Origin of the sequence: Candidatus Laterigemmans baculatus (assembly GCF_010367455.1) — a bacterium.
GTDB classification, from domain to species: Bacteria; Planctomycetota; Planctomycetia; order Pirellulales; family Pirellulaceae; genus Laterigemmans; species Laterigemmans baculatus.
In genome coordinates this window covers 88,832-112,980 of record NZ_WRPR01000012.1, presented here as the reverse complement: position 1 = coordinate 112,980, position 24,149 = coordinate 88,832, and the positions used below count along the sequence as shown (strand labels likewise).

Genomic DNA, 24,149 nt, shown 5'->3' with positions numbered 1-24,149 from the left:
TAAAAAGCAGTCGCCTTCGGCTTGCCGTTAAACGATTTTTCTGCGAGCCGTCCCGCTCCGAACCAATCCAAAGTGGCGCTGTCCAGCTAAGCCGCGCGGCGGAGCGGCAGTTCCGCCTTGTCGGCGCGCTGCCCATCGCTGCCGTAAAAAAAGACGTGGCGTCGTTCGAGATCGGCCACGGCCGTCAGTTTGACGCTTCTCGGGCCATGCAGGCAGAAGTAGATCCCGCACGGCTTCCCGCCCCGAACCACCACGCGTTCGGACATCGGGAACGCTCCCTCTTCGAGCTGTCCCAGATCAGCCAGTTTATTGCGGATCAGCTTGCGAAGACTGTCGACGTTTACCGCCGGTTGCGACCACCCGATCATTCGCTGCCACACTCCCTTGAAACGCCCTCGGAGATGACCGTCTTCCCTGACGGACACTCGAGGTATCGGACGATCGGCGAACGAGAATTGAGGCTGGAAGAACCGCTCAAGGCCCGTGTTTTGGCGGTCCAGGTAGCCGGCGCCGAAAGTGCCGATTGCCCGCCTCGGCTAGCGTTTTCTGCCTCTTTTTTCCCAACTCGTCTCAAGCGGCCCGGCTGATCTTTCGCTCGGGGCCGCTCGCAGTGTAGGAGACAGCACGCAGGATTTCGGAAACCGCAGCGGAAGAGGAGTGCGATGCCACGGATCGTCCAGGATGTTGGGGAGGTGCCGCTCGAACTCCACAGCCGACTCGCCGGCCCAATCGCTGCCCTCGGCTTTCTCGAAAAGTCGTTGTTGTTCGCCGAACTCGCGATGATCGCCTACAACGACCTCGACGAGGCCCAGCGAGCCTGCCGGGCGATCGGTTTCGAGGATGCCGCGCTGTTCGATAACGATGGTTCTCAGGCCTATCGCTTTCGCAGCCGTCACGATTGCGTCATCGCCTGCCGCGGCACCGAGGCCGACGAATGGAACGACATCCGCGCGGACGTGAACGCCGTGGCGGTGCTGGCCGAAACAGTCGGTAAGGTTCACTGCGGTTTCAAACGCGAAGTGGACGACCTATGGCCGATGCTCGAAGAAGTCCTGAACTACAACACGCAGCCTCTCTGGTTTTGCGGGCACTCGCTCGGCGGCGCCATGGCGACGCTCTCCGCCCACCGCTGCTATCGATCCTACATCCGCAGCAATCCCACCGAGCTCTACACCTTCGGTTCCCCCCGCGTCGGCGACCGGGCCTATGTCCAGGACGCCGAGCTCCCGCATTATCGCTGGGTGAACAACAACGACGTGGTGACGCGGATGCCGCCACCGTGGCTGGGATTCCGCCACACCGGCGAGGAAGTGTACCTCGACCGCCGCGGCACGATCCGCGAGACCGCCGGCTGGCACCGCGTCCGCGACCGCTTGCTCGGCATGCTGCACGGGCTGCGGCGCGGCAAGATTGACGCCTTCAGCGACCACGGAATTCACTGCTACGTGGCCGCAATCCACGCCTTGAAAAAAGCAGCCGCCGAGCCCGAACGCTCACTGCCAGTCGCTGCCTGATCCATAGTCGCCTTTCGCTCCGCGAAAGCAGCGCCGCTCCGCCAATCCGTGAGCCGCAGGCGCTAGCCTCGGGCCTCTCCGCCTTCGGGTTTTCTATTGGTGCGAGCCCCGCCTCACGCCACCGGACTCTCCAGCTCTGCGATTTCGCGGTCGAGCGTCCGACCCCAGTATGCCTGGTACGCTTCCACGGAATCGGCGCGGCGGTCCGGCCGCGTGCGGTCGTCGACGTGGCGGACTGCCGCAACGAGCGACTTGTAGGGGCGGTAACCGGTCAGCAACAAACCCCGCTCCTCCCCCGGTCGCCGAAGGATCAAGCTCGGATACCGCCCGATCCCCAGATACCGGGCCAGGCGTAAGTCTTCGCGAAGCGCCGTCCGCACTTCCGGACTTTGGAAATCTTCAGCGAACCGCTCCGCATCGAACGCCACGGCCTGCTCCTCCTGCAGTTGTCTAGCAAGCCGCTCTAACACCTCCTGCCGGGCAATGTTCTGGCGACCGAACATCGCCGCCTCGCGGAGCAGACGGAGATACGCCTCCCCCGCTTGCGGCGACTGCAGTTCCGCGGCCTTGAAGGCGGCGCAGCCGGGATAGGAAGACTCTGGCGGATCCTCCAGCCAGATCCGATCCTCCAGCGGCATTCCCGATAGCTCGCGGGCTTGGAACCACAATGGCCCCATCTGGGACGGACGATGGATCGAATTGACTGGATCATCGTAGGAAGACCAGTCCGAGATCATGCCTCCCATCCGATACCGCCAAGCGAGCTGGTTTCCAAATTCGAACCGCAATCTTCGCCACTGCGGTTCGAGAGCCCAACTCCAACAGCACAGCGGGTCGGTGAAGTATTCGATTTCGACCAACCCGGTCGTCGCAGCACGCGTTTCTTCGAGCATTTCCATGCGTGGCATCAGCGGGATTTCGGGCTGTCAAGGGTTTCCTGAGGATAGCAAGACCACTGGTTCTCGCCTTTCGGAACCGCGCTCGAAACTTCCTTACTTCGCTCCTTGCTTAGATTTCGGTTCAAGGTTTGAACCTCCTTTTCGGTCCGTTTCGAACCTTCAATCTCTTGTTTCGTTCCCCCTTGCGTCTGGATAACATGGTCGAGCGGATCTTCCACATACACCCATTCCTCACCGGCCGGCCAGGGACCCTGCCCTTCATTCCAAGGGCCGCGTGCGCTCGCGCCATTGGACATGTTGAAATAGGTATGAGTATGCCGCGGATCGCCCTGCAAGATTCCGGGCGGGAAGTTCGGCTGGATGGTTTCCAGTGCCGCACCGAACATTTGGAAATGGGCGATTTCGCGCGTCATCAAGAACCGTAGTGTGTCCTTGACATGCGGGTCGTCGGTGAACTGCATCAGATACTCATAAACGATTTTCGCTCGCGATTCGGCCGCGATATTGGAGCGGAGATCGACGGTGAGATCTCCATTGGCGTTGACGTAACTCCCCTGCCAGGGAACGCCTTGGCTGTTGGTCAACGTCGGGCCACCGCCGGAGAGGCACAGGAACTCGGGATTCGCCATCGCATCGTGAATAATCGTTTCCTTTTCTTGCTTCCCCTTCATCAACCGCGTCAAGAAGTTTCCTTCGGCCGCGTTTTTGAGTTCGCCGTTGACGCCGTCGAGCAACATCGTGATCGTGGCACCGACGATCTCCAGATGGCTGAATTCCTCCGTCGCGATATCCATCAACAAGTCGTACTTCTCAGGGTACGGCTGCCGAGCGGAGAAAGCCTGCACGAAGTACTGCATCGCCGCCTTCAGCTCTCCGTTGCCGCCGCCGAACTGCTCCAAGAGCAGACTTGCAAAGCGAGGATCTGGACCGGACACCCGTGCATCGAACTGGAGTTCTTTGACGTGATGAAACATAAGCCGAGCCTTTCGCGGTTTGACAGGGTTTAGAAAAAAGGCACCTCGGGGATGCGGGGCGGGCTCGATGCGAGTCCGCTTCCGCTCCTGCGGTTGCCCCGGTTCCCCGTCGCAATTTCCATGCCCCATCCCGCTAAACTCCAGCCTCCCAATCTCCAGCCCCCACTCTCAACCGCGAGGCTCCCGACGATGGTCCCCTCTGAACCAGTCCCCTGCCGCTCAAGCCGATGCACCAGCCGTAGCACCAACCTTCGCCTCAGAACGGCACGGTGGCTGGGGCCCGCCCTCCGCCCGCGCGGCTTCGGTCGGCGGCTCGCGTTCGGTCGGCGGCTCGCGTTCGGTCGGCGGCTCGCGTTCAGCGGGATCGTCCTGCTCGCTGCTCTGGCTACCATCATCGCCCCCACAGCGTCTCACGCCCCCACAGCGCTTCACGCGCAGGAAGTCCAGAAGCGAGAAACGCCAGCCCGCGAAGGAGAAACTGCCATGATCCGGTTGCTGACGTACAACATCCGCTACGGCAGCGCCCGCGACGGCGAGGATGCTTGGCCGGCTCGGCAAGACTCGGTGGCTCGGGCGCTTCGCGAGGCCGACGTCGTCGGCTTGCAGGAGGTTGAGGTCGACCAGCTGCGATATCTCGAGCGTGCCTTGCCTGAATTCCGCTTCATCGGAGTCGGGCGGACCGACGGCAAGGAGGCGGGTGAGTTCTCGCCGCTCGCCGTTCGCACCTCTCGCTTCAAGACCCTCCAAAGCGGGACGTTTTGGCTTTCGCCGACTCCGGAGCAAATCGGCTCCCGGGGGTGGGACGCTCAGCTGCCACGGATTGCGACCTGGGCGGTGATCGAAGATTTGCGGAGCGGCGGTTCGTGGGGAATCATCAACACGCACTTCGACCACGTTGGGTCCGAGGCGCGACGGCAGAGTGGACGGCTGATTCGTGAGCGGACCGGCACGTTTCCGGCCACGAGCCCAGTCGTCGTGCTCGGCGACCTGAACGCCGGGCCCGATTCTCCTCCTCTGCAGGCGCTGACGGCTCCCCCCGCCGCCGACCCGCCCTCGGGATCACGACAGCTGTACGACGCCCGCAGCGTCACGACGACGCCCCCGGCCGGTCCGACTGGAACCTGGAACGGGTTTCGGGAAATCGACCCCGATAAGCGGATCGATCACATCCTGGTCAGTTCCAATGTGCGGGTAGAGAGCTACGAGGTGCTCGATCCACGGACGCCAGCGGGCCGTTTTGCCAGCGACCATCTGCCGATCGAAGTCGTGCTCGCACCCCAGTCGCCGGCGAACCGCTAGGCACTGTCAGAAAACTCCCTTTTGGCACTACCCTCCCCCCGGGAGGGCCGGGCTCTTAGGCCCGGGGAGGGCCCCCTGGATTCGCCACGCGGAGGCCCTATGTCGCGCATCCCCCTCCCCGCTCGTTCCTCGCGACCCTCCCGGGGGGAGGGTGTCGTTACGGGTTTTCGGACAGAGCCTAGCGTCCGGTTCTCACGCCGTTTTCGGGAACCGGGGGGGCTAGCGCCCGGCGGCTGATGAATAATCCGGACTAGGCTCTGCAGGAAAGACGGCTGCGGCGGCGCGTTTGGCGGAAGGTTCGCGCTTGCCTCACCCGGAGGCGATTCGTATTACTGGAGAGAACCTGCTCCTCCAAGTACTCACGGATGGGTCTGATGAATCGCTTGACGTCGTTCCTCCTCGGTATGGTCACTGGGGCCGTGTTGCTCACCGGTGCGATGAACTACCACTTGGTCCACTCGGACGAGGGAATTCTGATGATTCCCAAACTCACGAAGGGGCTCGACGATCCCTACGTCGACATCCGTTCGTTCACTTTGGCCGATTGGCAAGAGCATCGCGCCCTGGCCGCGGCGCTCGTGCAAGCTCAAAAGTCGGAGCTGTTGGCCGACGGATCGCTGGTCAATTTTCGCCGTTCGATCGATGGCGTGATCGAGGGTCTGCTCGGCCCCAGGGGATAACGGTGCGAGGAGAACGCGGCGAGGAAAGCGCTGGGGAGGCCGGGCGTCGGTGGGGAGGCCGCTCGTCGGTCAGCTTTTCGGATCGCGGACAAACCCTAAACTGGGCGGGATGAATCCGACCGTCGTTCCTCCCTCCCTTGCCGGCTACCAGCGCTCGGCCCGCGAGGTGCTGCCGCTGGTGCATCCGCTTCCTGCTTCGTTTACTCTGGCCGAAGCGTTCGATCGCCTGCAGTCCCTTCCCGGCGTGCTGTGGTTCGATAGCGTCACCCATCCGTCGCCGACGCTCGGACGCTACAGCTTTCTGACGGCTGATCCGGTCGCGCGGTTGACGCAGTCGCACGTGACAGGGCCCGGTGACCGAGCCCCTTTCGAGGCGCTCCGCCAACTCGTCGCGTCCCTGCCGAGCACGTTTGACCCCGCCCTGCCCCCCTTTCAAGGAGGCGTCGCCGGGCTGTTCGGTTACGAATGGGGACGGCAGTTTGAGTCGATTCCTGAGACGCGGTACCACGATTTGCCAACTCCCGCCCTCTCGGTGGGGCTCTACGATTGGACGCTGGCCACTGACCACCGCACCGGGCAGAGCTGGATCATCAGCCAAGGCTTTGAGGCTCCCGAACCTGGCGAAGCCGGCTCGCGCCGCGCCGAGGCCGACTCGGAGCAGCGGTTCCAGCGGGCGGCCCGGCGGATCGACCAAGTGCTGCAGTGGCTGGCCGCCCCCGCTTGGCCGCGACTCTCCGCCACTCGCCAGCGACCGTCGCTGCCCCCGGTCGATCAACTGGCTCCACAGTTCCCGACGCAGCGGCATCCGAAACTGACCAGCAACTTTTCTCCCGAAGGTTTTCGTGAAGCAGTCGCTGAGATCGTACGATCGATCCGCCGCGGCGATTGCTTTCAAGTGAACCTCGCCCAGCGTCTGCTCTTCCCGGCCCAGCATCCGCCGGGAGAACTCTACCGCAGGCTCCGCCGTGAGAACTCGGCTCCCGAAGCGGGGTACTACGACGGGGGAACGTTTCAGGTCCTCAGCAGCAGCCCCGAGACGTTCCTACGAGTCCGCGATCGGCGGGTGGAGACGCGGCCGATCAAAGGGACCTGCCGTCGCAGCGGCGATGTGCAGATCGATGCGGAACTCGCTGCGGAGTTGTCCGCCAGCGAGAAAGATCGGGCCGAGAACGTGATGATCGTCGACTTGATGCGGAACGATCTCTCCCGCGTCTGCACCGATCAGAGCGTCCGTGTCGAGCAACTCTGTCGCGTCGAGCCGTACGCCTACGTCCAGCACTTAGTCTCGGTCGTCACGGGCGAACTCCGGCCCGAAGCGGATGTCTGCGACCTGCTCGCTGCCTGCTTCCCCGGCGGAAGCATCACCGGTGCCCCGAAGGTCGAAGCGATGCGAACGATCGCCGCCCTGGAACGCGTCCCCCGCGGACCTTATTGTGGTTCGCTCGGTTATATCAGTTGCGGCGGCGCGGCAGATTTCAACATTCTGATTCGCACGATCACCCAAACCGCCGGCTACCTCCAGATCCCCGTGGGCGGCGGGATCACGGCGGTGAGCGATCCATCGAGCGAAGAGCGAGAAACGTGGCACAAAGCCGAAGGCCTGCTCCGCGCCCTGCCGATCTGAGCCCTGCCGATGGAAGCCCAGCGGATGGAAGCCATGCTGATCCTCGACAACTACGACTCCTTCGTCCACAACCTGGCCCGCTATTTCCGCCTGCTCGGCCAGCCCACCGAGGTCGTCCGTAGCGATGCAGTGACCCTGGCGGAAATCGAACAACGACTGCCAGAGGCGATCGTGATTTCCCCGGGACCGCGAGGTCCAGCCGAAGCTGGAATCTCCTTGGCGGTTGTCGAACGCTTCTCCGGACGCGTCCCGATCCTGGGAGTCTGCCTCGGCCATCAGACAATCGGGGCTGCGTTCGGCGGCCGCGTGATTGTGGGCGAGCCGGTCCACGGTCGTCATTCCGACGTCACTCACGAAGGCCGCGGTCTCTTCGCTGATCTTCCCACGCCCTTGGCGGTCGCCCGCTATCACTCGCTGGTTCTCGACCCGACGGCGATTCCCGAGGTGCTCCGCGTGACCGCCAGCACGCAGGAGGGGACCGTGATGGCCGTGCAGCACCGCGAACACGCGACGTTCGGCGTCCAGTTCCACCCCGAATCGGTACTGACCGATCAGGGCGCGCAGTTGTTGGAGAATTTTTTGCGTCTCGCAAAGCCATCTGGAAACTTCCCCCGCCGATGATTCTCGAAGCGGTTCTCACCACGATCGACGAGCGCGGCAGACTCAACGTCGCGCCGATGGGGCCGCACGTCACTCCCGACCTCGGCCGCTTCACGCTCAAGCCTTTTGTCGGCTCGCGAACCTACGACAATCTCCGCGCCCAGGGACGCGCCACCATTCATGTGACCGACGACGTGTTGCTGATGGCCCAAGCCGTCACCGGGACGCTCGATCCGCTCCCCGCGACCTTCGAATTGCTGGGCGGCGATTGGCGCGTGCTGACCGCCGCCTGCCGATACTTCGCGGTCTCGGTCAACCGCTGGGAGGAGGACCCGCTGCGGCCGACCGCGCACTGCGAGATCGTCGCTTCGGGCGAGCTGCGGCCTTTCTTTGGTTTCAATCGGGCGAAGCATGCGGTCATCGAAGCGGCCATCCTGGCCACGCGAACCTCGCTGCTCGAGGCGGATGCGATTTCCGCTGAACTCCAGCGCCTCCAACCGCTCGTCGAGAAAACGGCTGGACCCGACGAGCAGCAGGCTTTCGAGCTGCTCAAACGATATATCGCCGCGCGGTGCAGTTAGTCGGACAGCATCAGCTTTGCGACGCTGAAATAAATTACCAGCCCGAGAATATCAATAATTCCCGTGACGAACGGGGTGCTCATGAGCGCGGGATCCAATCCCAAGCGTTTGAACATCAGTGGCAAAATCGAACCAGCCAAACAGCCGGCCAGGACAACGCCCATCAAGGTAATCGGCAAGACGGCCGCAGCCCACGGCGACGGAGCGAGCACCCAGGCGGCCCCAAAACCAAGCGTGGCGAGAAACACGCCCAACATCAAACCCATCATCAATTCCCGCAGCAACACCGCCAGCCAATCGGCCAGTTTGACGTCGCCACTGTTCAGCGCCGTGATCACGAGCGTTGCGGCTTGGCTGCCCGAGTTTCCTCCACAGCTAATGATCAGCGGGATGAATAACACAAGCCACTCGAACCGCGCCAGCTCCTCGTCATAACCCCGCAGCGCAAAGGTGGTCAGCAAGGCCGTAAAAAAGAGAATCCCCAGCCATGGCCCCCGCTTGCTGGTCAACGTGAACACATTGATCCGCAAATAACTTTCGTCGAACGGGTTGACCGCAGCGATTCGCTGGGCGTCTTCGGTCAACTCCTCGCGCAACACATCGATCACGTCGTCGTGGGTGATGATCCCGAGCAGGTGGCGTCCGGCGTCGACGACCGGGATGGCTAATAAGTCATAGCGCTCCACTTTCTCGGCGACCGATTCCTGGTCGTCGCTGACCTGGACGGCGATCACGTCGGTTTCCATCAAGTCGCACAACCGCTGGTTGGGCCGGGCCAGCGACGAGATGATCTTCCGCCCCGAGACGACGCCGCGGAGCACGTTGTCATCATCGACGACATAGATGTAGTAGATCGTCTCCCAGTTTTCGCCCTGCCAGGTCAGCTCTTCGAGCGCCTCGCGGATCGTCAGCCGCTCGCTCAGCTTGGCGACTTCACTGGTCATCAGCGCGCCGGCCGTTCCTTCCGGGTGGGATTTCAGCCGGAGGATGTCGCGGCGGTCGGCCGCTGGCAGTAAGGGAAGGATCTCGGCGACCCGCTCTTCACTCAACTCTTGCAGCAAGTCGACGCGATCGTCCGCGGCCAACTCGGTGATCAACTCGGCGAGTTCGGCTGGCGGCTCGTGCTCGAGAATCTCCAGCTGGCAGCCGTCTTGGAAGTGATTGAAGATTTCCGCGCGGCGAACTGGATCCGCGTGCCGCAGCACCGCCCATGCCTCGGTGGCGGTCAGCCCCTCCATGAACTCCGCCGTCCGCCCTGGATTCAGCGCCGAGCAGAATTCAGCCAACTCCTGCTGGTTATCCGTCTCCAGCATCTCGCGAATTTCAGGCAGGAAAAGCGTGTTGACCATAGTGGCGGGCAAAAGGAGAACGGCGGGCTACGGTGGACTGGCCATCGGAATTCGCTGAGGAAGGAGGGAGGTGCGGGGCGCATTCTAGGTCAGGGCCCGACCTGGACAAGGTCGCCCACCCTCGCATCGCGGGTAAAGGGGCTTAAACTCGGGTTCCCACGCATCTGTTCCTTCCAGCCCGAGTTCCCTGCCATGCAAATCAGCCTCACCGGAGCCACCGGATTTTTGGGTCGCTATGTCGTCGATTCGCTGCTCGCCGCCGGCCACTCACTCCGCTGTTCCTACCGCGACGGCTCGGACCGTTCCGACTTTCCCGCGAACGGCATCGAGTGGATCGAAGCAGAGTTGGGCGATTCTCGGGCGGCCGAGCGATTGGTCGCCGGCAGCGACGCCCTGGTCCACGCGGCACTCTGGCATCCGGCTGGCGGCTTTCAAGGAGGCGAAGGAGACGTCGTCGAGTTTGCCGAGCGGAACGTGATCGGTTCGCTGCAGCTGTTCGAAGCAGCCCGCACCGCGGGAGTCGGACGGGTCGTCTTTGTCAGCACCTGCGCCGTGCACGATCGAATCCTGAACGATCGCCCGCTCGATGAAACGCATCCGCTGTGGCCGCACAGCCATTACGGTGCCCACAAAGCGGCTCTCGAAGCATTCGTCAGCAGCTTCGCCTTCGGCCATGGGCTCTCGATCTGCGCCATCCGCCCGACCGGTATCTACGGCGTTGCGACACCGCCGGAGCAGAGCAAATGGTGGGATCTCGTCCGCCGTGTTGCCGCAGGCGAATCGGTCGAGTGCCGCGGTGGCGGCAAGGAAGTCCACGTCGCCGATGTGGCCGCCGCGATTACGACCCTGCTGACCGCCTCCGGCGTCGAGGGCAACAGCTACGCCTGCTACGACCGCTACATCAGTCGCTTCGAGGTCGCGGAGATTGCCAAAGAACTCTCCGGCAGCCGGGCCACCATTCTCGGAGAAGCGAGCTCGCCCAAAAACCAAATCGAGACCAAACGGATTCGCGACCTTGGCGTCCGCTTCGGCGGCACCGAACGCCTCCGTTCGACGATCGCTGAATTGCTCCAGAGCTGAGCCCCTTCCCTGCTTTCGCGGTGGCGCTGGCCGGGCCTATGATCTGAGCATGCCTATCATCACAAAATCGGCCGCCGTCACCGCCGAACAAGCCGGTCGAATCGACCTGGTCGTCCGCACGCTCACCGAGCTCTCCCGCAGTCAGGTGCGGGGGCTATTTGATCACCACTGCGTGACGCTCAATGATCTGCGGTGTGAAGATCCTGGGACGGCCGTGGAAGCAGGCGACCAAGTCGTCGTCCGCTACGACCCCAATCGCGGTTACCGGGAAAAGCCGAAAGCTTGGGTCGATCGAGCGTTCTCGATCGTGTTCGAAGACGACCATTTGATCGTGGTCAACAAAGCTCCCAACGTGCTGACGGTGGCGACCGAACGGGGCGAGGAAAACACGCTCTTCGATCGCGTCGGAGTCTATCTCAGCCACGCTCGGAAAAAACGAGAACCGGGCGTCGTCCACCGTCTGGACCGCGGCGTCAGCGGACTGTTGGTGTTCGGCAAATCGCCACAGATCGTGACTCAGCTCCAGGACCAGTTCAAACAACGCAAACCCGAACGAAGCTACGTCGCGATCGTCGCTGGTGAGATGCAATCCAGCGAAGGCACGTTCCAGTCCTACCTCGAGACGGGCAACAACCTCGATCGCTTCTCGACGTTCGACCAAAGCAAGGGACAGCTCGCGATCACGCATTACCGCGTGCTCAAAGGGCTCGACGGAGCGACGGTCGTGGAAGTGCGGCTGGAGACGGGACGGCGAAACCAAATTCGCGTCCACTTCGCCGACGCTGGCCATCCGGTTCTCGGCGATCCACGATACGGGAGTGGCCAAGCGGTCCATCCACGGTGGGTTCAAAAACGGCTCGCGCTGCACGCCGTGACGCTCGGACTGACGCACCCGGTCACCGGCAAAGCGATGCTGTTCCGGTCCGAGTTGCCCCAACCGCTGCAAAAGTTCATCAACGGCCGCCCCCTCAAGGATGCTCCCGAACTTCCCCAACCGGCCGCCCCACCACCTCAAAAAAAGAAGAAGCCGAGGAACGCTCGATGAAGCCGATCGTCCAGATTTCGTTGGATATCACCGAGATTGAAGAAGCGTTGGCGACCGCCGAAATGGCTCTCTCGGCCGGCGTCGACTGGCTCGAGGCGGGAACTCCGCTAATCATCGCCGAGGGGATGCATGGCGTCCGAGCCCTGCGCGAGCGATTTCCCAAGACTCCGATCGTCGCCGATTTGAAGACCATGGACGGCGGTTGGCTCGAAGCGGAACTGATGGGAAAAGCGGGCGCAACACACGTGGTCGTGATGGCGGCGGCACACGACGAGACGATCAAATGCGTCGTCAAGGCGGGCCGCGACCTCGGCCTCAAGGTGATGGGAGACAATCTCGCCTGTGCCGATATGGTTGCCGGGGCGCGGCGGCTGGCCGATCTCGGCTGCGACTACATCGTCCATCACATCGGCTACGACGAGCGACGCGGGATCGCTGCGGCAGGCAAAAAGCCCCCCAGCCCGCTCGACCAGTTGCGAGAAGTCGTCCAGGCCGTCCCGGTCCCCGTTCAGGCCGTCGGTGGTCTCTCGATCGAACAGGCGATCGAGACGCCCCGCTATGGAGCCGAATTGGTCGTCCTCGGAGCCCCACTGACTATCGACTCCGAAAAATTCCAAACCGCTCAAGGCGACGTCGAAGGCGCTCTGCGAAAAATTTGCCAGAGCGTTCATGCTTACCATCTCGATCCGACAGGAAAAACAGCATGAAGATGCCAGCGGTCGTAAATTATGCCAATCAAGCTGGGGCCGTCGAAATTCGCGAACTCCCGACGCCCGAGATCGGCGACGACGAGGTGCTGCTCGAAGTCGCGGCGGTGGGTGTCTGCGGCTCGGATCTTCACCAGTGGACGGCGCACCACAGTTGGCCGGTGAATTATCCCGTCGTGCTCGGGCACGAATTCGCCGGGACCATCGCGAATCGCGGCGCTCAGGTGACCCAATTCCAACTCGGCGACCGCGTCGTCAGTGAGACGGCCGCCGTCATCGATGCGGACTCGCCGCTCAGCCGCCAAGGGCTCTACAACCTCGACCCTTCGCGAAAGGGCTTTGGCTACGGAGTCGATGGCGCCATGACGCGATTCGTTCGCGTTCCGGCCCGTTGCCTGCACCAAGTGCCTGAGACCCTTCCGCTCGAGATCGCCGCCCTCACCGAACCGTGCTGCGTCGCCTACAACGCGGTCGTCCACCACGGCGAGATCCGCCCGGGCAACCGGGTGCTGGTCATCGGTGCGGGTACGATCGGAATTCTGTGCGCTGCGGTCGCGCGCCTGCAGGGCGCGCGGGTGGCGGTCTGTGGCCTGCCGCGCGACGCCGAACGCCTCAGAATCGTCCGCCAGTACGGATGCGAGGATATCGTCGGCGACCCGACCGAATGGGCCCGAGCTGGCGACGGCTTGGGAGTCGACGGGGCGATCGACGCGGCGGGAGCGTCAGCCGCTTTGAAAACTGCGATCGCGGCAGTTCGCCCCGGCGGCTGGATCAGCAAAGTGGGATGGGGCCCGCAACCGCTCGATTTCTCACTCGATCCGCTGGTGCAGAAAGGGCTCACGCTCCGCGGCAGCTTCAGTCACAACTGGCCGATCTGGGAATCGGTGATCCAGCTCCTGGCGACCGGCGATCTGGACGTCCGCCCGATCGTCGGCGGCACCTGGCCCATCGAGCAGTGGCAGGATGCTTTCGAAGCGATGTCCTCCGGCCAGATCGTCAAAGCGGTCATCCAACCCCACCGGAATTCCTAACAAGCGTCGATTCCGCAGGTGATGCAACATGCCCCAGCTCGCAGTCTTTCCCAAGGCTTACATGGACGCGCTGTGCGTCGATGGTTCAATGTCACTCGACGAGTGGATCGATCTGGCAGCGGGTCTGAATGTCGAGGGGCTCGAATTCTACTGCGGAATTCTCGACCTCGGCGACGAACGTCGCTGGTCTCACTATCGCCACAGTGTTGAAAGCCGCGGGATGGCAATGCCGATGCTCTGCTGCTCTCCCGATTTCACTCACCCGGATCCTGCGTTCCGCCGCGAGCAAATCGAGCGGGAGAAACAGTGGATCGAAATGACCGCCGCACTCGGCGGAAACTACTGCCGCGTCCTGTCGGGCCAACGTCGTCCCGAAGTCCAACGCGCCGAGGGAATCGCCTACGCGGCCGAGTGCATCGAAGCCTGCCTCCCGCACGCCGAATCACACGGCGTGACGTTGATCCTCGAAAATCATTACAAGGACAACTACTGGAGCTACCCAGAATTCGCTCAGCACATCGATGTGTTCTGCGATCTGGTCGAACGGATTCAGTCGCCCCATTTTGGGGTGAATTACGATCCGTCGAACACTCTCATCGCGGGAGAAGATCCACTCGAACTGCTACGAAAAGTGAAACACCGAGTCGTCACGATGCACGCCTCGGACCGGTACCTAACGTCGGGGACGCTCGAAGATCTGCGTCGCGAAGAGGTCGGCTCGCAGGGCTATGCCGCGCGCATGGCACATGGCGAAATCGGCCGCGGACTGAACGACTACGACGCGATTTTTACGGAACTCCGCAGCGCTTCCTTCGACGGCTGGATCAGTATCGAAGACGGAGTCGATGGCTTCGAACAACTGCAGCGAAGCGTCGCCTTCCTGCGTCGCAAGATCGCCCAGCACTGGAGCGAGTGAACCGTCGCATTGGTCTCGACGTAAGTCGCACGACCCACCATCGACCCTCCCCCGCGGGAGGGTCGAGCGTCAGCGAGGGGAGGGAGAACCATCCTCAACGATTGCGTCCTAAATGTAACTCATCGTTGCGGAAACCCTCCCCGCTCGTTCCTCGCGACCCTCCCAGGGGGAGGGTGTTGGCTGTGCCCTTCCTAGCCCTTGGACTTGGGTAGAAACCAATGCCCAGGGGGAGGGTGAAATTTGACTTCCGAAACCTACAGCGTCGGCGTGCCGGTAACGCTGGTGCGGCGGAGTCGCGGCGCGCGAACGGCCGGCTCGGCAGCGTCGACACGAGTGAAGGCAGGTTTTCCGATCGGGCAGAAGAAATGGATGATGATGTCCGAGGCATCACGCTCCATTTCGATCGTCGCGGAATCGAAGCCTGCCGCCGCCAGCAGTCGTCGGCAGTCCTCCTCGGTCCGTTGCAGGAAGTGCCAATCCAGATGCCACTGGTAGGGCGTCTTGTCGTAGCGACGGCAGTCCTTGAAGGCGACGTAGACGATCCCACCCTCGTCGACGCTCTCACGCCAGCCCTGGAGCATCGCGATCAACGGCTCGTCGGGAATGTAGTCCGCCAGCCCCACGCTGTAGAGCACATCGAAGCGGCCAAAATTCCGCTCCGTTGCCTGAGCCGACTTGGTGCGGAGCGCGTTGTAACGTTCCAGCCGGAACTGCTCAATTCCCGACGCAGTCGGAACCACGTTTTCGCGAACGTAACCCAACGCTTCTTGGTCGGTGTCCAGACAAGTCAGCAGGATTCGACTCTCTTCAGCCCGGTCGGTCCAACCGAGAAATTCACGGCAAGGACCCGAAGCGATATCCAAAATGCGAACGTCGCCCTCCCGCCATGAAATCTCCTGCGTCAAGAACGCCTGAGCGGTCTTCATTCGCTCCTTGACGGCAATGCCCAGCGGAAGCGTCAGCAGGCATGCGTCGAGATAGCCGCCAAGTCCGCGGGTCGGCACATGCTCGTCATAGATCGTCGCCAACATCATGCAGTCGCCCGGAAAGCCGGTCGGCTTCGTCTGGGCTCGGTTGGCAATCCAGCTTTGGGAAAACCAGGGAGCCATCTCCTTGCGAAACGCTTCCTGAACCGGGGTGATCGAATCCATCTGCCCGGCGAGATCCTCTTCCACGCGGCGGCAGTCGTCGCATGACTTGAGCAGCAGTTCGCCGATCCGCTGCAAATGCCCGGCGTTCAGCGGCTCTTCCTGCGGGTCGATCTCATTGCGGAGCGCTTCGAGATTCGCCTTCAATTCCTCGACATCCTTTTGGAAGAACTCCTGCAAGCGGTTCTTCACGTTCAAAGACGAGTCTTTCGTCAGAGTAGCGTCCATCAGATTTCCCCGAGAAGGCTGAGGTAGAAGCCCCAGCTAAGGATGAGTTCCCAGACGGCCCAAATGTCTGCCGACCCGCATCGCTGCTACAGCAAGCAAGTGACCTACCACCGTCATAACTGGACGCAGTCTCATATGTGTTTCAATGATGTCAAATCATCTTGCGGGTATCCACAATACAAGGAGTAAAATTCTCCTACAACTCATACTTGTGGCAAAACCTAACACCCCCAAAGGAGCGTCAAGCTGGACGCGGCTTTGCGCATTTGGCGAGCGTTGCGGATTGTTCCGGCTGTGTAATCGGAAAGAGTGGCGCAAAGTGAGCCGGCCGATCACTGCGGGTCCGATGCTGGAGGCGGGTCCGATGATGGAGGCGGGGCCGATGATGGCTGCGGGGCGAGCCGCTGGCTGCGGAGCGAGCCGCGCCATGCTGGAGCGGCATGCAAGGAGGAAATGGAAGAAGGCGATGGAACCGACGAATCGGCAAAACGATGGCGCTCCAGACCCAGTCGCAGAGGAAGTCCCCGCGGAGCTCGCGGAATTGGCGGCACGGTTCGCCTTCCGTCAGTTGCGGCGTTCCGGGCTGAGCGGAAGCAGCTGGGCCTGTGAATCCCGAGCCGATGGCCGCCCGGTGGTCCTCAAGTGGTGGCCGCTCCAATCGATCACCCGCGCCGCGGCGAGCCGCCTGGAGAGCGACTGCGCGGTGCGTGGGAGACTCGGCAGTCCAACCATTGCTCCGGTGCTCGAATTCGGACGGATCGAATCCGGCTGCTATGCGGTCATGCCAGCGATCGCGGGGCCCAGCTTGGCTCGCCGCCTGCAAGACGGACCGCTGGAATTGTCGGAAGCGCTGACCACGGCCACCGCAATCTTTTCAGCACTGGAGGATCTGCACACCGCCGGGGTCCTCCACCGGGATCTCAAAGCGACGAATGTTATTCTCGCACCGGGCGCACCGAACCTGCGGCCGATCGTAGTCGATATTGGAGTGACTCGCTCCTTCTCCCCTTCGCTCGGAATGCATAAGCAGGCGTTAGAATCCGCTTATTATATTTCTCCCGAACAGGCCGGATCGCTCGATTATGACGTTGCAGATGCTTCCGACTTATACTCGGCGGGTATCTTATTATTTCAGTGCTTGACCGGCCGGGTTCCCTATACTGGAGTGGATGTTGGCCAAGTGCTCTTGGCGCACTTGACGGGCCGATTACCCGACCTCTGCCTCGGCGCGGATGTACCTCGCGCGCTCGAGGAGATCGTGCACCGCCTGCTGCGCAAGGACCCTCGGGACCGATACCAGCGCGCCGAGGCGGTGCTGAATGATCTGGCGCAGGTCGTCGAGGCGATTCAGCGAGGCGACGCCCTCTCCGATATCGTGATCGGGCTCTCCGACCGACGATGCACGCTGACCGATCCCGCACTTGTCTCGCGGCGTGAGGAGCTCGAAGCGATCGAGACGCGTTTCGAGCAAACGCGATCCGGAGCTGGCGGGTTAGTGGTGCTTGAGTCGGAGGCCGGGGGAGGCAAATCGCGTCTCCTCGCCGAATTCGATCAACGGGCTCGCCGCCACGGTCTGTGCGTCGTGCGGGGTTACGGCGCGACCGAGGTCGCCCATAAGCCGCTACACCTTCTGCACAGTGTTGCCGAGTCTTTTGCAGCGGCTGCCGCGAGCGAACCGGAGTGGTCCAAGCGGGTCGGCGAGCGGGTCGGACACCACCGTTCGGTGCTGCTCGCCGCGCTGCCGAAGCTGCGTGAGGTTTTGGGTGAGAGCGCAGCGATCGCATCGGACGACCGCGCGCCGAGCGCATTCGCGGAAGCTCGAACCATCGACGCCTTGGCCGCCTGGCTGCACGCGATGGGGGACGTGGAACAGCCGACGGTCGTGATGTTGGACGACTGCCAATGGGCCGACGAGCTGACTTGCAAGGTCCTCCGGCGCTGGTGCCGATCCAAAAGCGACGCGAACACGATTCACACCACGATCGTGATCGGGTTTCGCAGCGAAGAGGTTGGAGCGGCGCATCTGCTGCGCGAGATTCCCACCGACAGCCACTTTCGGCTGAGCACGTTCGCTCCCCCGGAGATTCGCCGGCTGGCCGAATCGATGGCCGGGGCGCTACCGGAGGAGGCGATCGAGTGGATCACGCGGCTGGCCGACGGCAGTCCCTTCATGGCGTCGGCCGTTTTGCGCGGGCTGGTCGAAGCGGGCACTCTCGTTCCGGGGGGCGAAGGCTGGACGATCGCGCCGCACGCGCTGAGCGATCTGCAGTCGTCGCGTCACGCCGCCTCGTTCCTGGCGCGGCGTATCGACCTGCTTCCGGAACCGACAGCGCGCCTGCTCTCGGTCGCGGCGGTCATTGGAAAAGAGTTTTCGCTCGAGATGGTCGCCGAGTTGTGTGAGCAGCCGCTCGAAGAGGCCGTCGCGTCGATGGATGAGGTTCGTCGCCGCCGTCTCGTCTGGGCTCGCCCCGACGGTAACCATTTTCTGTTCGTGCACGACTTGATCCGAGCCAGCCTGCTCGATCGCATGGCTGCGGCAGACCGCGCTCGGTTGCATGGCCGCGCGGGAGACTTTTTGGAGCAGCACTTTCCGGAGCGCGAGGCCGAAATTGCTTACTGCTACGACGCGGCAGGCGAGGTTCGGCGGGCGCTACCGTTCGCCGTCCAGGCTGCGGAAAAGGCGCGTGCCCAGTACTCTCTCGAAGCCGCCGAAGCGCTCTATGAGATTGCGATCAAGGGGCTGCTCACGGTCCCCCGCGAAGAGCGGCGGCGGATCGTCGAGGGCATGGCCGATGTCCTCACGCTCCGCGGCCGATACGACAGCGCCGAACGGTTGCTGACGCGGGCCGCGCAGCTAGCCGACGGTAAATCGGCCAAGGCGGAGGTGCTGAAAAAGCTCGCGGAACTGGATTTCAAACGCGGCGACATGGAAGCGGCGACGGTCGGCTTCGAGAACGCCTTGCGGATGCTCGGCTGCTCCGTCCCCAAAACCCATCTCGGCTGGGCGATCTTCGCCGCCTGGCAGTGCGGCGTGCAAACCCTCCACACGCTGCTGCCACGAATCTTCGTCCACCGCCTCCGCCGCTTGCCGACGAAGGAGGAACGGCTCGAACTGCAGCTATTGAGTCATCTGGCCCACGGCGGATGGTACTCGCGCAGCAAACGGTTCTGCCTCGGCGCCCACCTCCGCGGGTTCAATCTGGCCGAGCGGTACCTCCCGACCGCGGAGTTGGCGACCGCCTACGCCGAGCATGCGCCGGTCACCGGGATGCTGGCGTTATATGACCGCGGTTACAAGTACGCAGCCAAGAGTTTCGCGATCCGCCAGGGCTTGAATGACCAGTGGGGGCAAGGCCAATCGCTGCACTACCATGGAATCGTCTTATACGCGAGTTCCCGGTATCGCGAATGCATTGAAAAGTGCCGCGAAGCAATCACCCTGCTGCAGCGGACCGGAGACTTTTGGCAAATTCATATCGCCCGCTATCAGATCGCTGCTTCCTTCTATCATCTCGGCGAATATGGAGAGGCGGTCCGAGAGGCACAGAAAAACTACCAGTCGGGAATCGAACTGGGCGATAGCCTTGCCTCGGGAATCATCCTGGACGTCTGGGCCCGCGCGGATACCGAGCCCCTGCCTCCAGGACTCCTCGAACGGGAGATCGGCCGTGAGCATCAGGACGCGCAGCGCGCGGTCCAGTTGCTGATCGCCAGTGGCGTGACAGCGCTGCAGCGGGAGGACGTGGAGGGGGCGGTCGCGGCGTTCGGCGAAGCGGTCCGCACCGCCGAGCAAGCGGGAATCAACAATGCTTACACGCAGCCGCCGCTGACTTGGCTGGCGACGGCGCTCCGCGTGCAACTCGAGCAATTGTCTCCCTACCAGATCCGGCACCGCAAACGCCTGCTGCGACGCGCACGGAAGGTGGCGTGGGGGGCCGTCTTCTGGAGTCGCACCTGCAAAAACGATCTCCCGCAGGCGTTGCGGGAATATGCCAGAATCGTCGCCATGCAAGGACGCTTCCGCCATGCCCGGCGGTTGCTCAATCGCAGCTTGGCAGTCGCGCGCGCCCAGCAAGCGAAGCGGCAAATTGCCGAAACGCTCCGGGTGCGGGGAACCATCGGCAGCAGCGTCGGTTGGGACTCGGCCGAGGAAGACTTGCAGGAAGCGCACGGCATCCTCGCCGCGCTCGATCGCAGCGACGACGAGGACCGCGACCGACGGGCCGGATCGGTAGGCGAAGCGAGCCTGTCGATGCTCGACCAGTTCGATGCGGTGCTCGATTCGGGCCGTAAGATCGCCTCTGCTTTGGAAGCTTCGATCATCCATCGCGAGGCGCAAGCGGCGGCCCTCCGCCTGCTCCGGGGAGAGCAGTGCGTGCTCGTCTCGCTCGACGAGGAGCAGGTCGCCGAGGAGGCCACCGCGGTTGCTCCGCCACTGCTCACGTTCGAGCATCCGCTGGTGCAGTATGCGGTCGGCTTGCAGCGGACGGTCGCTTTCACCCAGCCGATGCTCGAACGGCTGCACGTCGGCTCGGAGTTTCTCGAAGCCCAATCGGTCCTCTGCGCGCCGATCCAAGTCCGCGGCCGCACCGTGGCGTGCTTGTACGTCGAGCACCGCCAAATCCGCGAATTCTTTGGTCCCCACGAAGAGCGTCTCGCCGACTTCATTTCGACGATCTCCGGAGCTGCACTGGAGAATGCGGAGAACTTCGCCCAGCTCTCCAAACTCAACGCGACCCTCGAAGAGCGGGTTGCCGAACGAACGGCTGCGGCGGAAACGCGAGCTCGCGAGTTGGCCGCATCCAACCTCGACTTGATCCGGATTGCGGGCGAGCTGCGGAGCACCGAGGAACAACTCCGCCAAGCGATGCACGCAGCCGAGTCGGCGAACCGTGCGAAAAGCGCATTCCTAGCCACGATCAGCCACGAGATCCGGACGCCGATGAATGGCATCCTGGGGATGACCGATCTGGCGCTGCGCTCAGACCCCAGCGCCCAGCACCGAAAATACTTAGGCGTCGTCAAGCAGTCGGGCGACGCACTGCTGAGTCTGCTGAATGATATTCTCGACCTCTCGAAGATCGAAGCCGGCCGCGTCGAACTGGAACATATCCCGGTCGAACTGCACCGGGTCGTCGGCGACGCCGTCCGCTTGCTCGCGGTCTCGGCCGCACGCAAAGGGGTCGAGCTGATCTGCGATCTGGCTCCCGAGGTGCCGCAACGGGTGTGGGGGGACCCGACTCGCCTCCGCCAGGTGATCATGAATCTCATGGGCAACGCGCTCAAGTTCACCGAGCACGGATTCGTCTGCGTGCGGGTGGCGCTGAGCCAAGACTCCGCAAGCGAACCGCGGTACCAGATCAGCATCCAAGACACGGGCGTGGGGATTCCGGCGGAGAAGCAAACCACGATCTTCGAATCGTTCGGCCAGAGTGATAGCTCGACGACGCGGCGCTATGGCGGCACGGGACTGGGGCTGACGATCTCCGCCGAACTGGTGGAACTGATGGGAGGCAAGATCACGGTGGAAAGCGAGGTGGGGACCGGAAGCACCTTCTCCTTCTCCCTACCTCTCGAAGCGATCCAGGATGCATCCGAGGAGCTGTCGGCTCCGATCGGGCGGCGGCTCGAGGGATACCGCGTTCTGCTGTGCGGCCACAGCGAGCTCGCCTCCCAAATCTACCTGGCGTCGCTTCGCAACGATGGAGCGGAGGCCGCGGTGGCCCAGTCGCCACGGCAGATGGTCGCTTTTCTGACCGAGGGTCTTCAGCGGAACGAGGGAGACGCTCCGGCCGACGGATCCTCCCTGCGAACGGGCCAAACCGTGATCGTCCTCGATGGAGATCGCAGCAACGCGTTGACGAAGTGCGTGCTGGAGGTGCTCGCCGTCGACCAGCGGTTCGAGGCGATCCCCGTGGTCGCGCTCGTTTCGATCGATCGCGTTACCGCCCCGGCGCTCCGCCTGACGCTCGCGGACGACCGCCTGATCACCAAGCCGATCGTGGGCGACGAGCTCACCGAAGTCGTTCGCCGAGTGGCGAGTGAACCACGCTCCCTTCCCCCCGCCGCCAGCCCCGCCGCCAGCCCCGCCGCCAGACTCGCCGCCAGCCCCGCGGCCGACGCCCCGGTTGCCGTGCCCGATTCGCTCGCCGCGAGCCCCCCGCCATCGGCCAGCTGGCGGATTCTGGTCGCAGACGACGGTCCGATCAATCAGGAGGTCGCTGTGGGACTGCTCGAGATGCTGGGACACCGCTGCGCGACGGCCGACAGCGGTAGCGAAGCCGTCCGCGCCGCCCAGAGCGGCACGTTCGACGCGATCCTGATGGATCTGGAAATGCCCGAGATGGATGGGCTCGAAGCCACGCGGCAAATTCGCCAGTGGGAATCCGAGCACGGCCGTCGCACCCCGATCATCGCCGTCACGGCCCACGCGTTAAACGGCTATGAAAAGCAGTGTTACGAAGCGGGCATGGACGGGTATCTGTCAAAGCCGTTCGACGCGAACCAGATGCTCCGCGTGCTCGCAGAGATCATTCAGTCCGAACTCTCCACCCCATCAAGTTAAACTCTGTTGGAAAACTCCCTTTTGGCATCACCCTCCCCCCGGGAGGGTCGGGCTCTCAGGCCCGGGGAGGGTGTCGTGATGGGTTTTCTGACAGAGCCTGAAACGCGTCTCAAACTGTCATCGGGAGGTTGAGACTCGACCGGAACGAGGGAACCTGAAACAGGCTTTGCTCCACGCAATCGGTCGCCGCGCGGTGCTGGATTTGGATGAATTCTCTCTCGACATTGAGGAAGGCTTGTACGATCGCGGGATCGAAATGCGAGCCCGCCCCGTCGAGGATGATCCGACGGGCTTTCTCGTGGGAGAACGCAGGTTTATAGACGCGTCGGCTCGTCAGCGCGTCGTAGACATCGGCCAGCGCCGTAATTCGACCACAGAGCGGGATCTGTTCGCCCGCCAATCCGTTCGGATAGCCGCTTCCATCCCACCGTTCGTGGTGGGTGAGAGCGATTTCGTATGCCATCCGCAGAAAGTCCGCCTCCGGATAATGTTGGGCGGCCGATTCAAGCGTCTCGGCTCCGATGATCGTGTGGGTCTTCATGATCTCAAACTCCTCCGGAGTCAACGGCCCCGGCTTGAGCAAGATCCGGTCGGGAATACCGACTTTACCAATGTCATGCAACGGGCTGGTCATATAGATCAACCGCACGTATTGGCCATCGACCGTGTTGCGATACTGCGGCCAGTTCGAGAGCTCGCTCGCCAGCAACTGGGTATACAGCCGCATGCGTTCCAAATGGGCGCCGGTCTCGTTGTCTCGATGGTCCGCGAGTTTGGCCATCGTGAAGATCACCAAATCGCGACCTTCGAGCGACAGCAGCCGCTTGCCGGCGCGAAGCCGCATCTGCAGCTCGGCCGGGTGGAACGGCTTGCTCATGTAGTCATCCGCGCCGGCGTCCAATCCCTTGATGACGCTTTCCGTGTCGCAGTAACTCGTCAGCAAGATGATGTAGACGTAACCATTCGTGGCCCGACCGCGAATTTCGCGACACAACTCGATACCCGACATACCCGGCATCTCGATGTCGGAAATGACCATCTGGAACGACCCGGTGCGAATCAATCGCAGGGCGTCGCGGCCGTTCTCCACCGTGGTCGGCTCGAATCCAAAACACCGCACGGAATTCTCCAGCACGGCCAAATTCGTCGGATCGTCATCGACGAGCAGAATATTCACTCGCCACCTCCATTCGCTCCAAGGTTTTGGAAAGCATCCAGCGACTCGTGGCACCGCTGGCTCACTTCGACCTGCACGGCGCGGATCTCCGCCACCAGAGAATTAAGAACTGAATCCAGGTTGGCAGCCCCAGCCGATTTGCTCTCGCGTTCGATCCGCGATGCGAGCCGAGCCATTCGCTCGGCTCCGATCGTCGCGGAGTTGCCTTTGAGACGATGGGCGACCGAGGCGAGCGTCCGGAGATCCCCCGCTCGAAGCGCCGCTTCGAGATGCTCGCAGTCTTGGCGGCCGGAGTCCGCAAAACGACTCAACAATCGCTGCACTAGGTCGAGGTTGCCCATGCATCGCTCGACCAGGGAGTTTGAATTGAGCAGTGCGTCGCACGCGTCTGTTTCCAACGCCATCATCGTCGCCATCGGCAAACTCGAATTGATCCCAATGCTTCTCTCGATTCGACAGTCAACCCGCAGCGACCGCCGGCCCCCCGGGAATTCATTCCCGGAGGATTCGTCTCTAGAGGAATCTACGTCGCATTCCGCAGGCGGCAGCAAAGCAGCGGAAAACCGCACCTCCCCCACGAAAGCGGGGACGCCGCGCATAAAAAAATCACCCTCCGAATCGGGAGGGTGATTGCGCGTTTTGTCAGAAAAAAATAAACATCACCCTCCCCCCGGGTGGCCTGACGAATATGACGGCAACTTGGGCGACTGGCGAACATAGGGCATTTTAAAA

Annotated in this window: 19 protein-coding genes; 12 read left to right on the top strand and 7 right to left on the bottom strand. The window is 62.8% G+C overall.

What is annotated here, in order from left to right:
• Positions 1-86: 86 nt before the first annotated feature.
• Positions 87-368 carry a hypothetical protein gene (locus GNK13_RS02495; protein WP_164100859.1) on the bottom strand — a complete coding sequence of 94 codons (282 nt, stop codon included), beginning with the start codon at positions 366-368 and terminating at the stop codon, positions 87-89.
• Positions 369-662: 294 nt separating this feature from the next.
• Here GNK13_RS02495 and GNK13_RS02490 point away from each other — a divergent pair, with 294 nt between their 5' ends.
• The gene (locus GNK13_RS02490) at positions 663-1,514 is read left to right on the top strand and encodes a lipase family protein (RefSeq protein ID WP_164100858.1); all 852 of its coding nucleotides are present in this window, start codon (positions 663-665) and stop codon (positions 1,512-1,514) included.
• A 113-nt stretch (positions 1,515-1,627) separates the two neighbouring features.
• On the opposite strand, the gene GNK13_RS02485 is transcribed toward GNK13_RS02490, so the two are convergent.
• Complete coding sequence (locus GNK13_RS02485; protein ID WP_164100857.1) at positions 1,628-2,422, bottom strand: DsbA family protein; 795 nt, start codon at positions 2,420-2,422, stop codon at positions 1,628-1,630.
• The gene (locus tag GNK13_RS02480) at positions 2,422-3,387 is read right to left on the bottom strand and encodes a manganese catalase family protein (protein WP_164100856.1); all 966 of its coding nucleotides are present in this window, start codon (positions 3,385-3,387) and stop codon (positions 2,422-2,424) included. Before GNK13_RS02480 ends, GNK13_RS02485 begins: the two co-directional genes overlap by 1 nt.
• A gap of 483 nt (positions 3,388-3,870) precedes the next feature.
• Here GNK13_RS02480 and GNK13_RS02475 point away from each other — a divergent pair, with 483 nt between their 5' ends.
• From GNK13_RS02475 to GNK13_RS02455, 5 genes are all read left to right on the top strand, one after another.
• Positions 3,871-4,686 carry an endonuclease/exonuclease/phosphatase family protein gene (locus GNK13_RS02475; RefSeq protein WP_164100855.1) on the top strand — a complete coding sequence of 272 codons (816 nt, stop codon included), beginning with the start codon at positions 3,871-3,873 and terminating at the stop codon, positions 4,684-4,686.
• Between the two features lie 374 nt (positions 4,687-5,060).
• Positions 5,061-5,366 carry a hypothetical protein gene (locus GNK13_RS02470; protein WP_235934727.1) on the top strand — a complete coding sequence of 102 codons (306 nt, stop codon included), beginning with the start codon at positions 5,061-5,063 and terminating at the stop codon, positions 5,364-5,366.
• A gap of 109 nt (positions 5,367-5,475) precedes the next feature.
• Entirely contained in the window at positions 5,476-6,990 is a 1,515-nt protein-coding gene (locus tag GNK13_RS02465; protein WP_164100854.1) for an anthranilate synthase component I family protein, read from the top strand.
• A 24-nt stretch (positions 6,991-7,014) separates the two neighbouring features.
• Positions 7,015-7,611 (top strand): anthranilate synthase component II, encoded by a 597-nt coding sequence (locus tag GNK13_RS02460; RefSeq protein WP_235934726.1) that lies wholly within the window; start codon positions 7,015-7,017, stop codon positions 7,609-7,611.
• On the top strand, positions 7,608-8,171 hold the full coding sequence (locus GNK13_RS02455) for a DUF447 domain-containing protein (protein WP_164100853.1): 564 nt from the start codon (positions 7,608-7,610) through the stop codon (positions 8,169-8,171). Before GNK13_RS02460 ends, GNK13_RS02455 begins: the two co-directional genes overlap by 4 nt.
• Here GNK13_RS02455 and mgtE read toward each other — a convergent pair.
• Positions 8,168-9,520: a magnesium transporter gene (gene mgtE / locus GNK13_RS02450; RefSeq protein WP_164100852.1), complete on the bottom strand. Its 1,353-nt coding sequence runs from the start codon at positions 9,518-9,520 to the stop codon at positions 8,168-8,170. The two genes, GNK13_RS02455 and mgtE, sit on opposite strands and share 4 nt — an antisense overlap.
• 192 nt (positions 9,521-9,712) lie before the next feature.
• On the opposite strand from mgtE, the gene GNK13_RS02445 reads away from it, so the two are divergent.
• The 5 genes from GNK13_RS02445 to GNK13_RS02425 are packed head-to-tail and all read left to right on the top strand — an operon-like array spanning position 9,713 to position 14,299.
• Positions 9,713-10,600 (top strand): NAD-dependent epimerase/dehydratase family protein, encoded by an 888-nt coding sequence (locus GNK13_RS02445; protein ID WP_164100851.1) that lies wholly within the window; start codon positions 9,713-9,715, stop codon positions 10,598-10,600.
• A gap of 49 nt (positions 10,601-10,649) precedes the next feature.
• Positions 10,650-11,645: an RluA family pseudouridine synthase gene (locus GNK13_RS02440; protein ID WP_164100850.1), complete on the top strand. Its 996-nt coding sequence runs from the start codon at positions 10,650-10,652 to the stop codon at positions 11,643-11,645.
• Positions 11,642-12,352, top strand: a complete 711-nt coding sequence (locus tag GNK13_RS02435; RefSeq protein WP_164100849.1) for an orotidine 5'-phosphate decarboxylase / HUMPS family protein — start codon at positions 11,642-11,644, stop codon at positions 12,350-12,352. Before GNK13_RS02440 ends, GNK13_RS02435 begins: the two co-directional genes overlap by 4 nt.
• Positions 12,349-13,383 (top strand): zinc-binding dehydrogenase, encoded by a 1,035-nt coding sequence (locus GNK13_RS02430; RefSeq protein ID WP_164100848.1) that lies wholly within the window; start codon positions 12,349-12,351, stop codon positions 13,381-13,383. Before GNK13_RS02435 ends, GNK13_RS02430 begins: the two co-directional genes overlap by 4 nt.
• 28 nt (positions 13,384-13,411) lie before the next feature.
• Complete coding sequence (locus GNK13_RS02425; RefSeq protein WP_164100847.1) at positions 13,412-14,299, top strand: sugar phosphate isomerase/epimerase family protein; 888 nt, start codon at positions 13,412-13,414, stop codon at positions 14,297-14,299.
• Between the two features lie 254 nt (positions 14,300-14,553).
• On the opposite strand, the gene GNK13_RS02420 is transcribed toward GNK13_RS02425, so the two are convergent.
• Positions 14,554-15,675 carry a class I SAM-dependent methyltransferase gene (locus tag GNK13_RS02420; protein WP_164100846.1) on the bottom strand — a complete coding sequence of 374 codons (1,122 nt, stop codon included), beginning with the start codon at positions 15,673-15,675 and terminating at the stop codon, positions 14,554-14,556.
• Between the two features lie 319 nt (positions 15,676-15,994).
• On the opposite strand from GNK13_RS02420, the gene GNK13_RS02415 reads away from it, so the two are divergent.
• Positions 15,995-22,240 (top strand): ATP-binding protein, encoded by a 6,246-nt coding sequence (locus GNK13_RS02415; RefSeq protein WP_164100845.1) that lies wholly within the window; start codon positions 15,995-15,997, stop codon positions 22,238-22,240.
• A gap of 109 nt (positions 22,241-22,349) precedes the next feature.
• Here the strand turns inward: GNK13_RS02415 and GNK13_RS02410 are convergent, their stop codons facing one another.
• Both GNK13_RS02410 and GNK13_RS02405 read right to left on the bottom strand, forming a co-directional pair.
• Positions 22,350-23,417, bottom strand: a complete 1,068-nt coding sequence (locus tag GNK13_RS02410) for an HD domain-containing phosphohydrolase (protein WP_164100844.1) — start codon at positions 23,415-23,417, stop codon at positions 22,350-22,352.
• A complete protein-coding gene (locus tag GNK13_RS02405) occupies positions 23,414-23,833 on the bottom strand; it encodes an Hpt domain-containing protein (RefSeq protein WP_164100843.1) in 420 nt (139 codons plus the stop codon). Before GNK13_RS02405 ends, GNK13_RS02410 begins: the two co-directional genes overlap by 4 nt.
• Positions 23,834-24,149 lie beyond the last annotated feature (316 nt).

Excerpts from the sequence above, each read along its gene's own strand:
- mgtE (WP_164100852.1), bottom strand. The coding sequence starts at position 9,520 with ATGGTCAACACGCTTTTCCTGCCTGAAATTCGCGAGATGCTGGAGACG.
- GNK13_RS02465 (WP_164100854.1), top strand. The coding sequence starts at position 5,476 with ATGAATCCGACCGTCGTTCCTCCCTCCCTTGCCGGCTACCAGCGCTCG.
- GNK13_RS02490 (WP_164100858.1), top strand. The coding sequence starts at position 663 with ATGCCACGGATCGTCCAGGATGTTGGGGAGGTGCCGCTCGAACTCCAC.
- GNK13_RS02435 (WP_164100849.1), top strand. The coding sequence starts at position 11,642 with ATGAAGCCGATCGTCCAGATTTCGTTGGATATCACCGAGATTGAAGAA.
- GNK13_RS02475 (WP_164100855.1), top strand. The coding sequence starts at position 3,871 with ATGATCCGGTTGCTGACGTACAACATCCGCTACGGCAGCGCCCGCGAC.
- GNK13_RS02405 (WP_164100843.1), bottom strand. The coding sequence starts at position 23,833 with ATGGCGACGATGATGGCGTTGGAAACAGACGCGTGCGACGCACTGCTC.
- GNK13_RS02455 (WP_164100853.1), top strand. The coding sequence starts at position 7,608 with ATGATTCTCGAAGCGGTTCTCACCACGATCGACGAGCGCGGCAGACTC.
- GNK13_RS02460 (WP_235934726.1), top strand. The coding sequence starts at position 7,015 with ATGGAAGCCATGCTGATCCTCGACAACTACGACTCCTTCGTCCACAAC.
- GNK13_RS02445 (WP_164100851.1), top strand. The coding sequence starts at position 9,713 with ATGCAAATCAGCCTCACCGGAGCCACCGGATTTTTGGGTCGCTATGTC.
- GNK13_RS02420 (WP_164100846.1), bottom strand. The coding sequence starts at position 15,675 with ATGGACGCTACTCTGACGAAAGACTCGTCTTTGAACGTGAAGAACCGC.
- GNK13_RS02495 (WP_164100859.1), bottom strand. The coding sequence starts at position 368 with ATGATCGGGTGGTCGCAACCGGCGGTAAACGTCGACAGTCTTCGCAAG.
- GNK13_RS02425 (WP_164100847.1), top strand. The coding sequence starts at position 13,412 with ATGCCCCAGCTCGCAGTCTTTCCCAAGGCTTACATGGACGCGCTGTGC.
- GNK13_RS02470 (WP_235934727.1), top strand. The coding sequence starts at position 5,061 with ATGAATCGCTTGACGTCGTTCCTCCTCGGTATGGTCACTGGGGCCGTG.
- GNK13_RS02485 (WP_164100857.1), bottom strand. The coding sequence starts at position 2,422 with ATGCCACGCATGGAAATGCTCGAAGAAACGCGTGCTGCGACGACCGGG.
- GNK13_RS02440 (WP_164100850.1), top strand. The coding sequence starts at position 10,650 with ATGCCTATCATCACAAAATCGGCCGCCGTCACCGCCGAACAAGCCGGT.
- GNK13_RS02430 (WP_164100848.1), top strand. The coding sequence starts at position 12,349 with ATGAAGATGCCAGCGGTCGTAAATTATGCCAATCAAGCTGGGGCCGTC.
- GNK13_RS02480 (WP_164100856.1), bottom strand. The coding sequence starts at position 3,387 with ATGTTTCATCACGTCAAAGAACTCCAGTTCGATGCACGGGTGTCCGGT.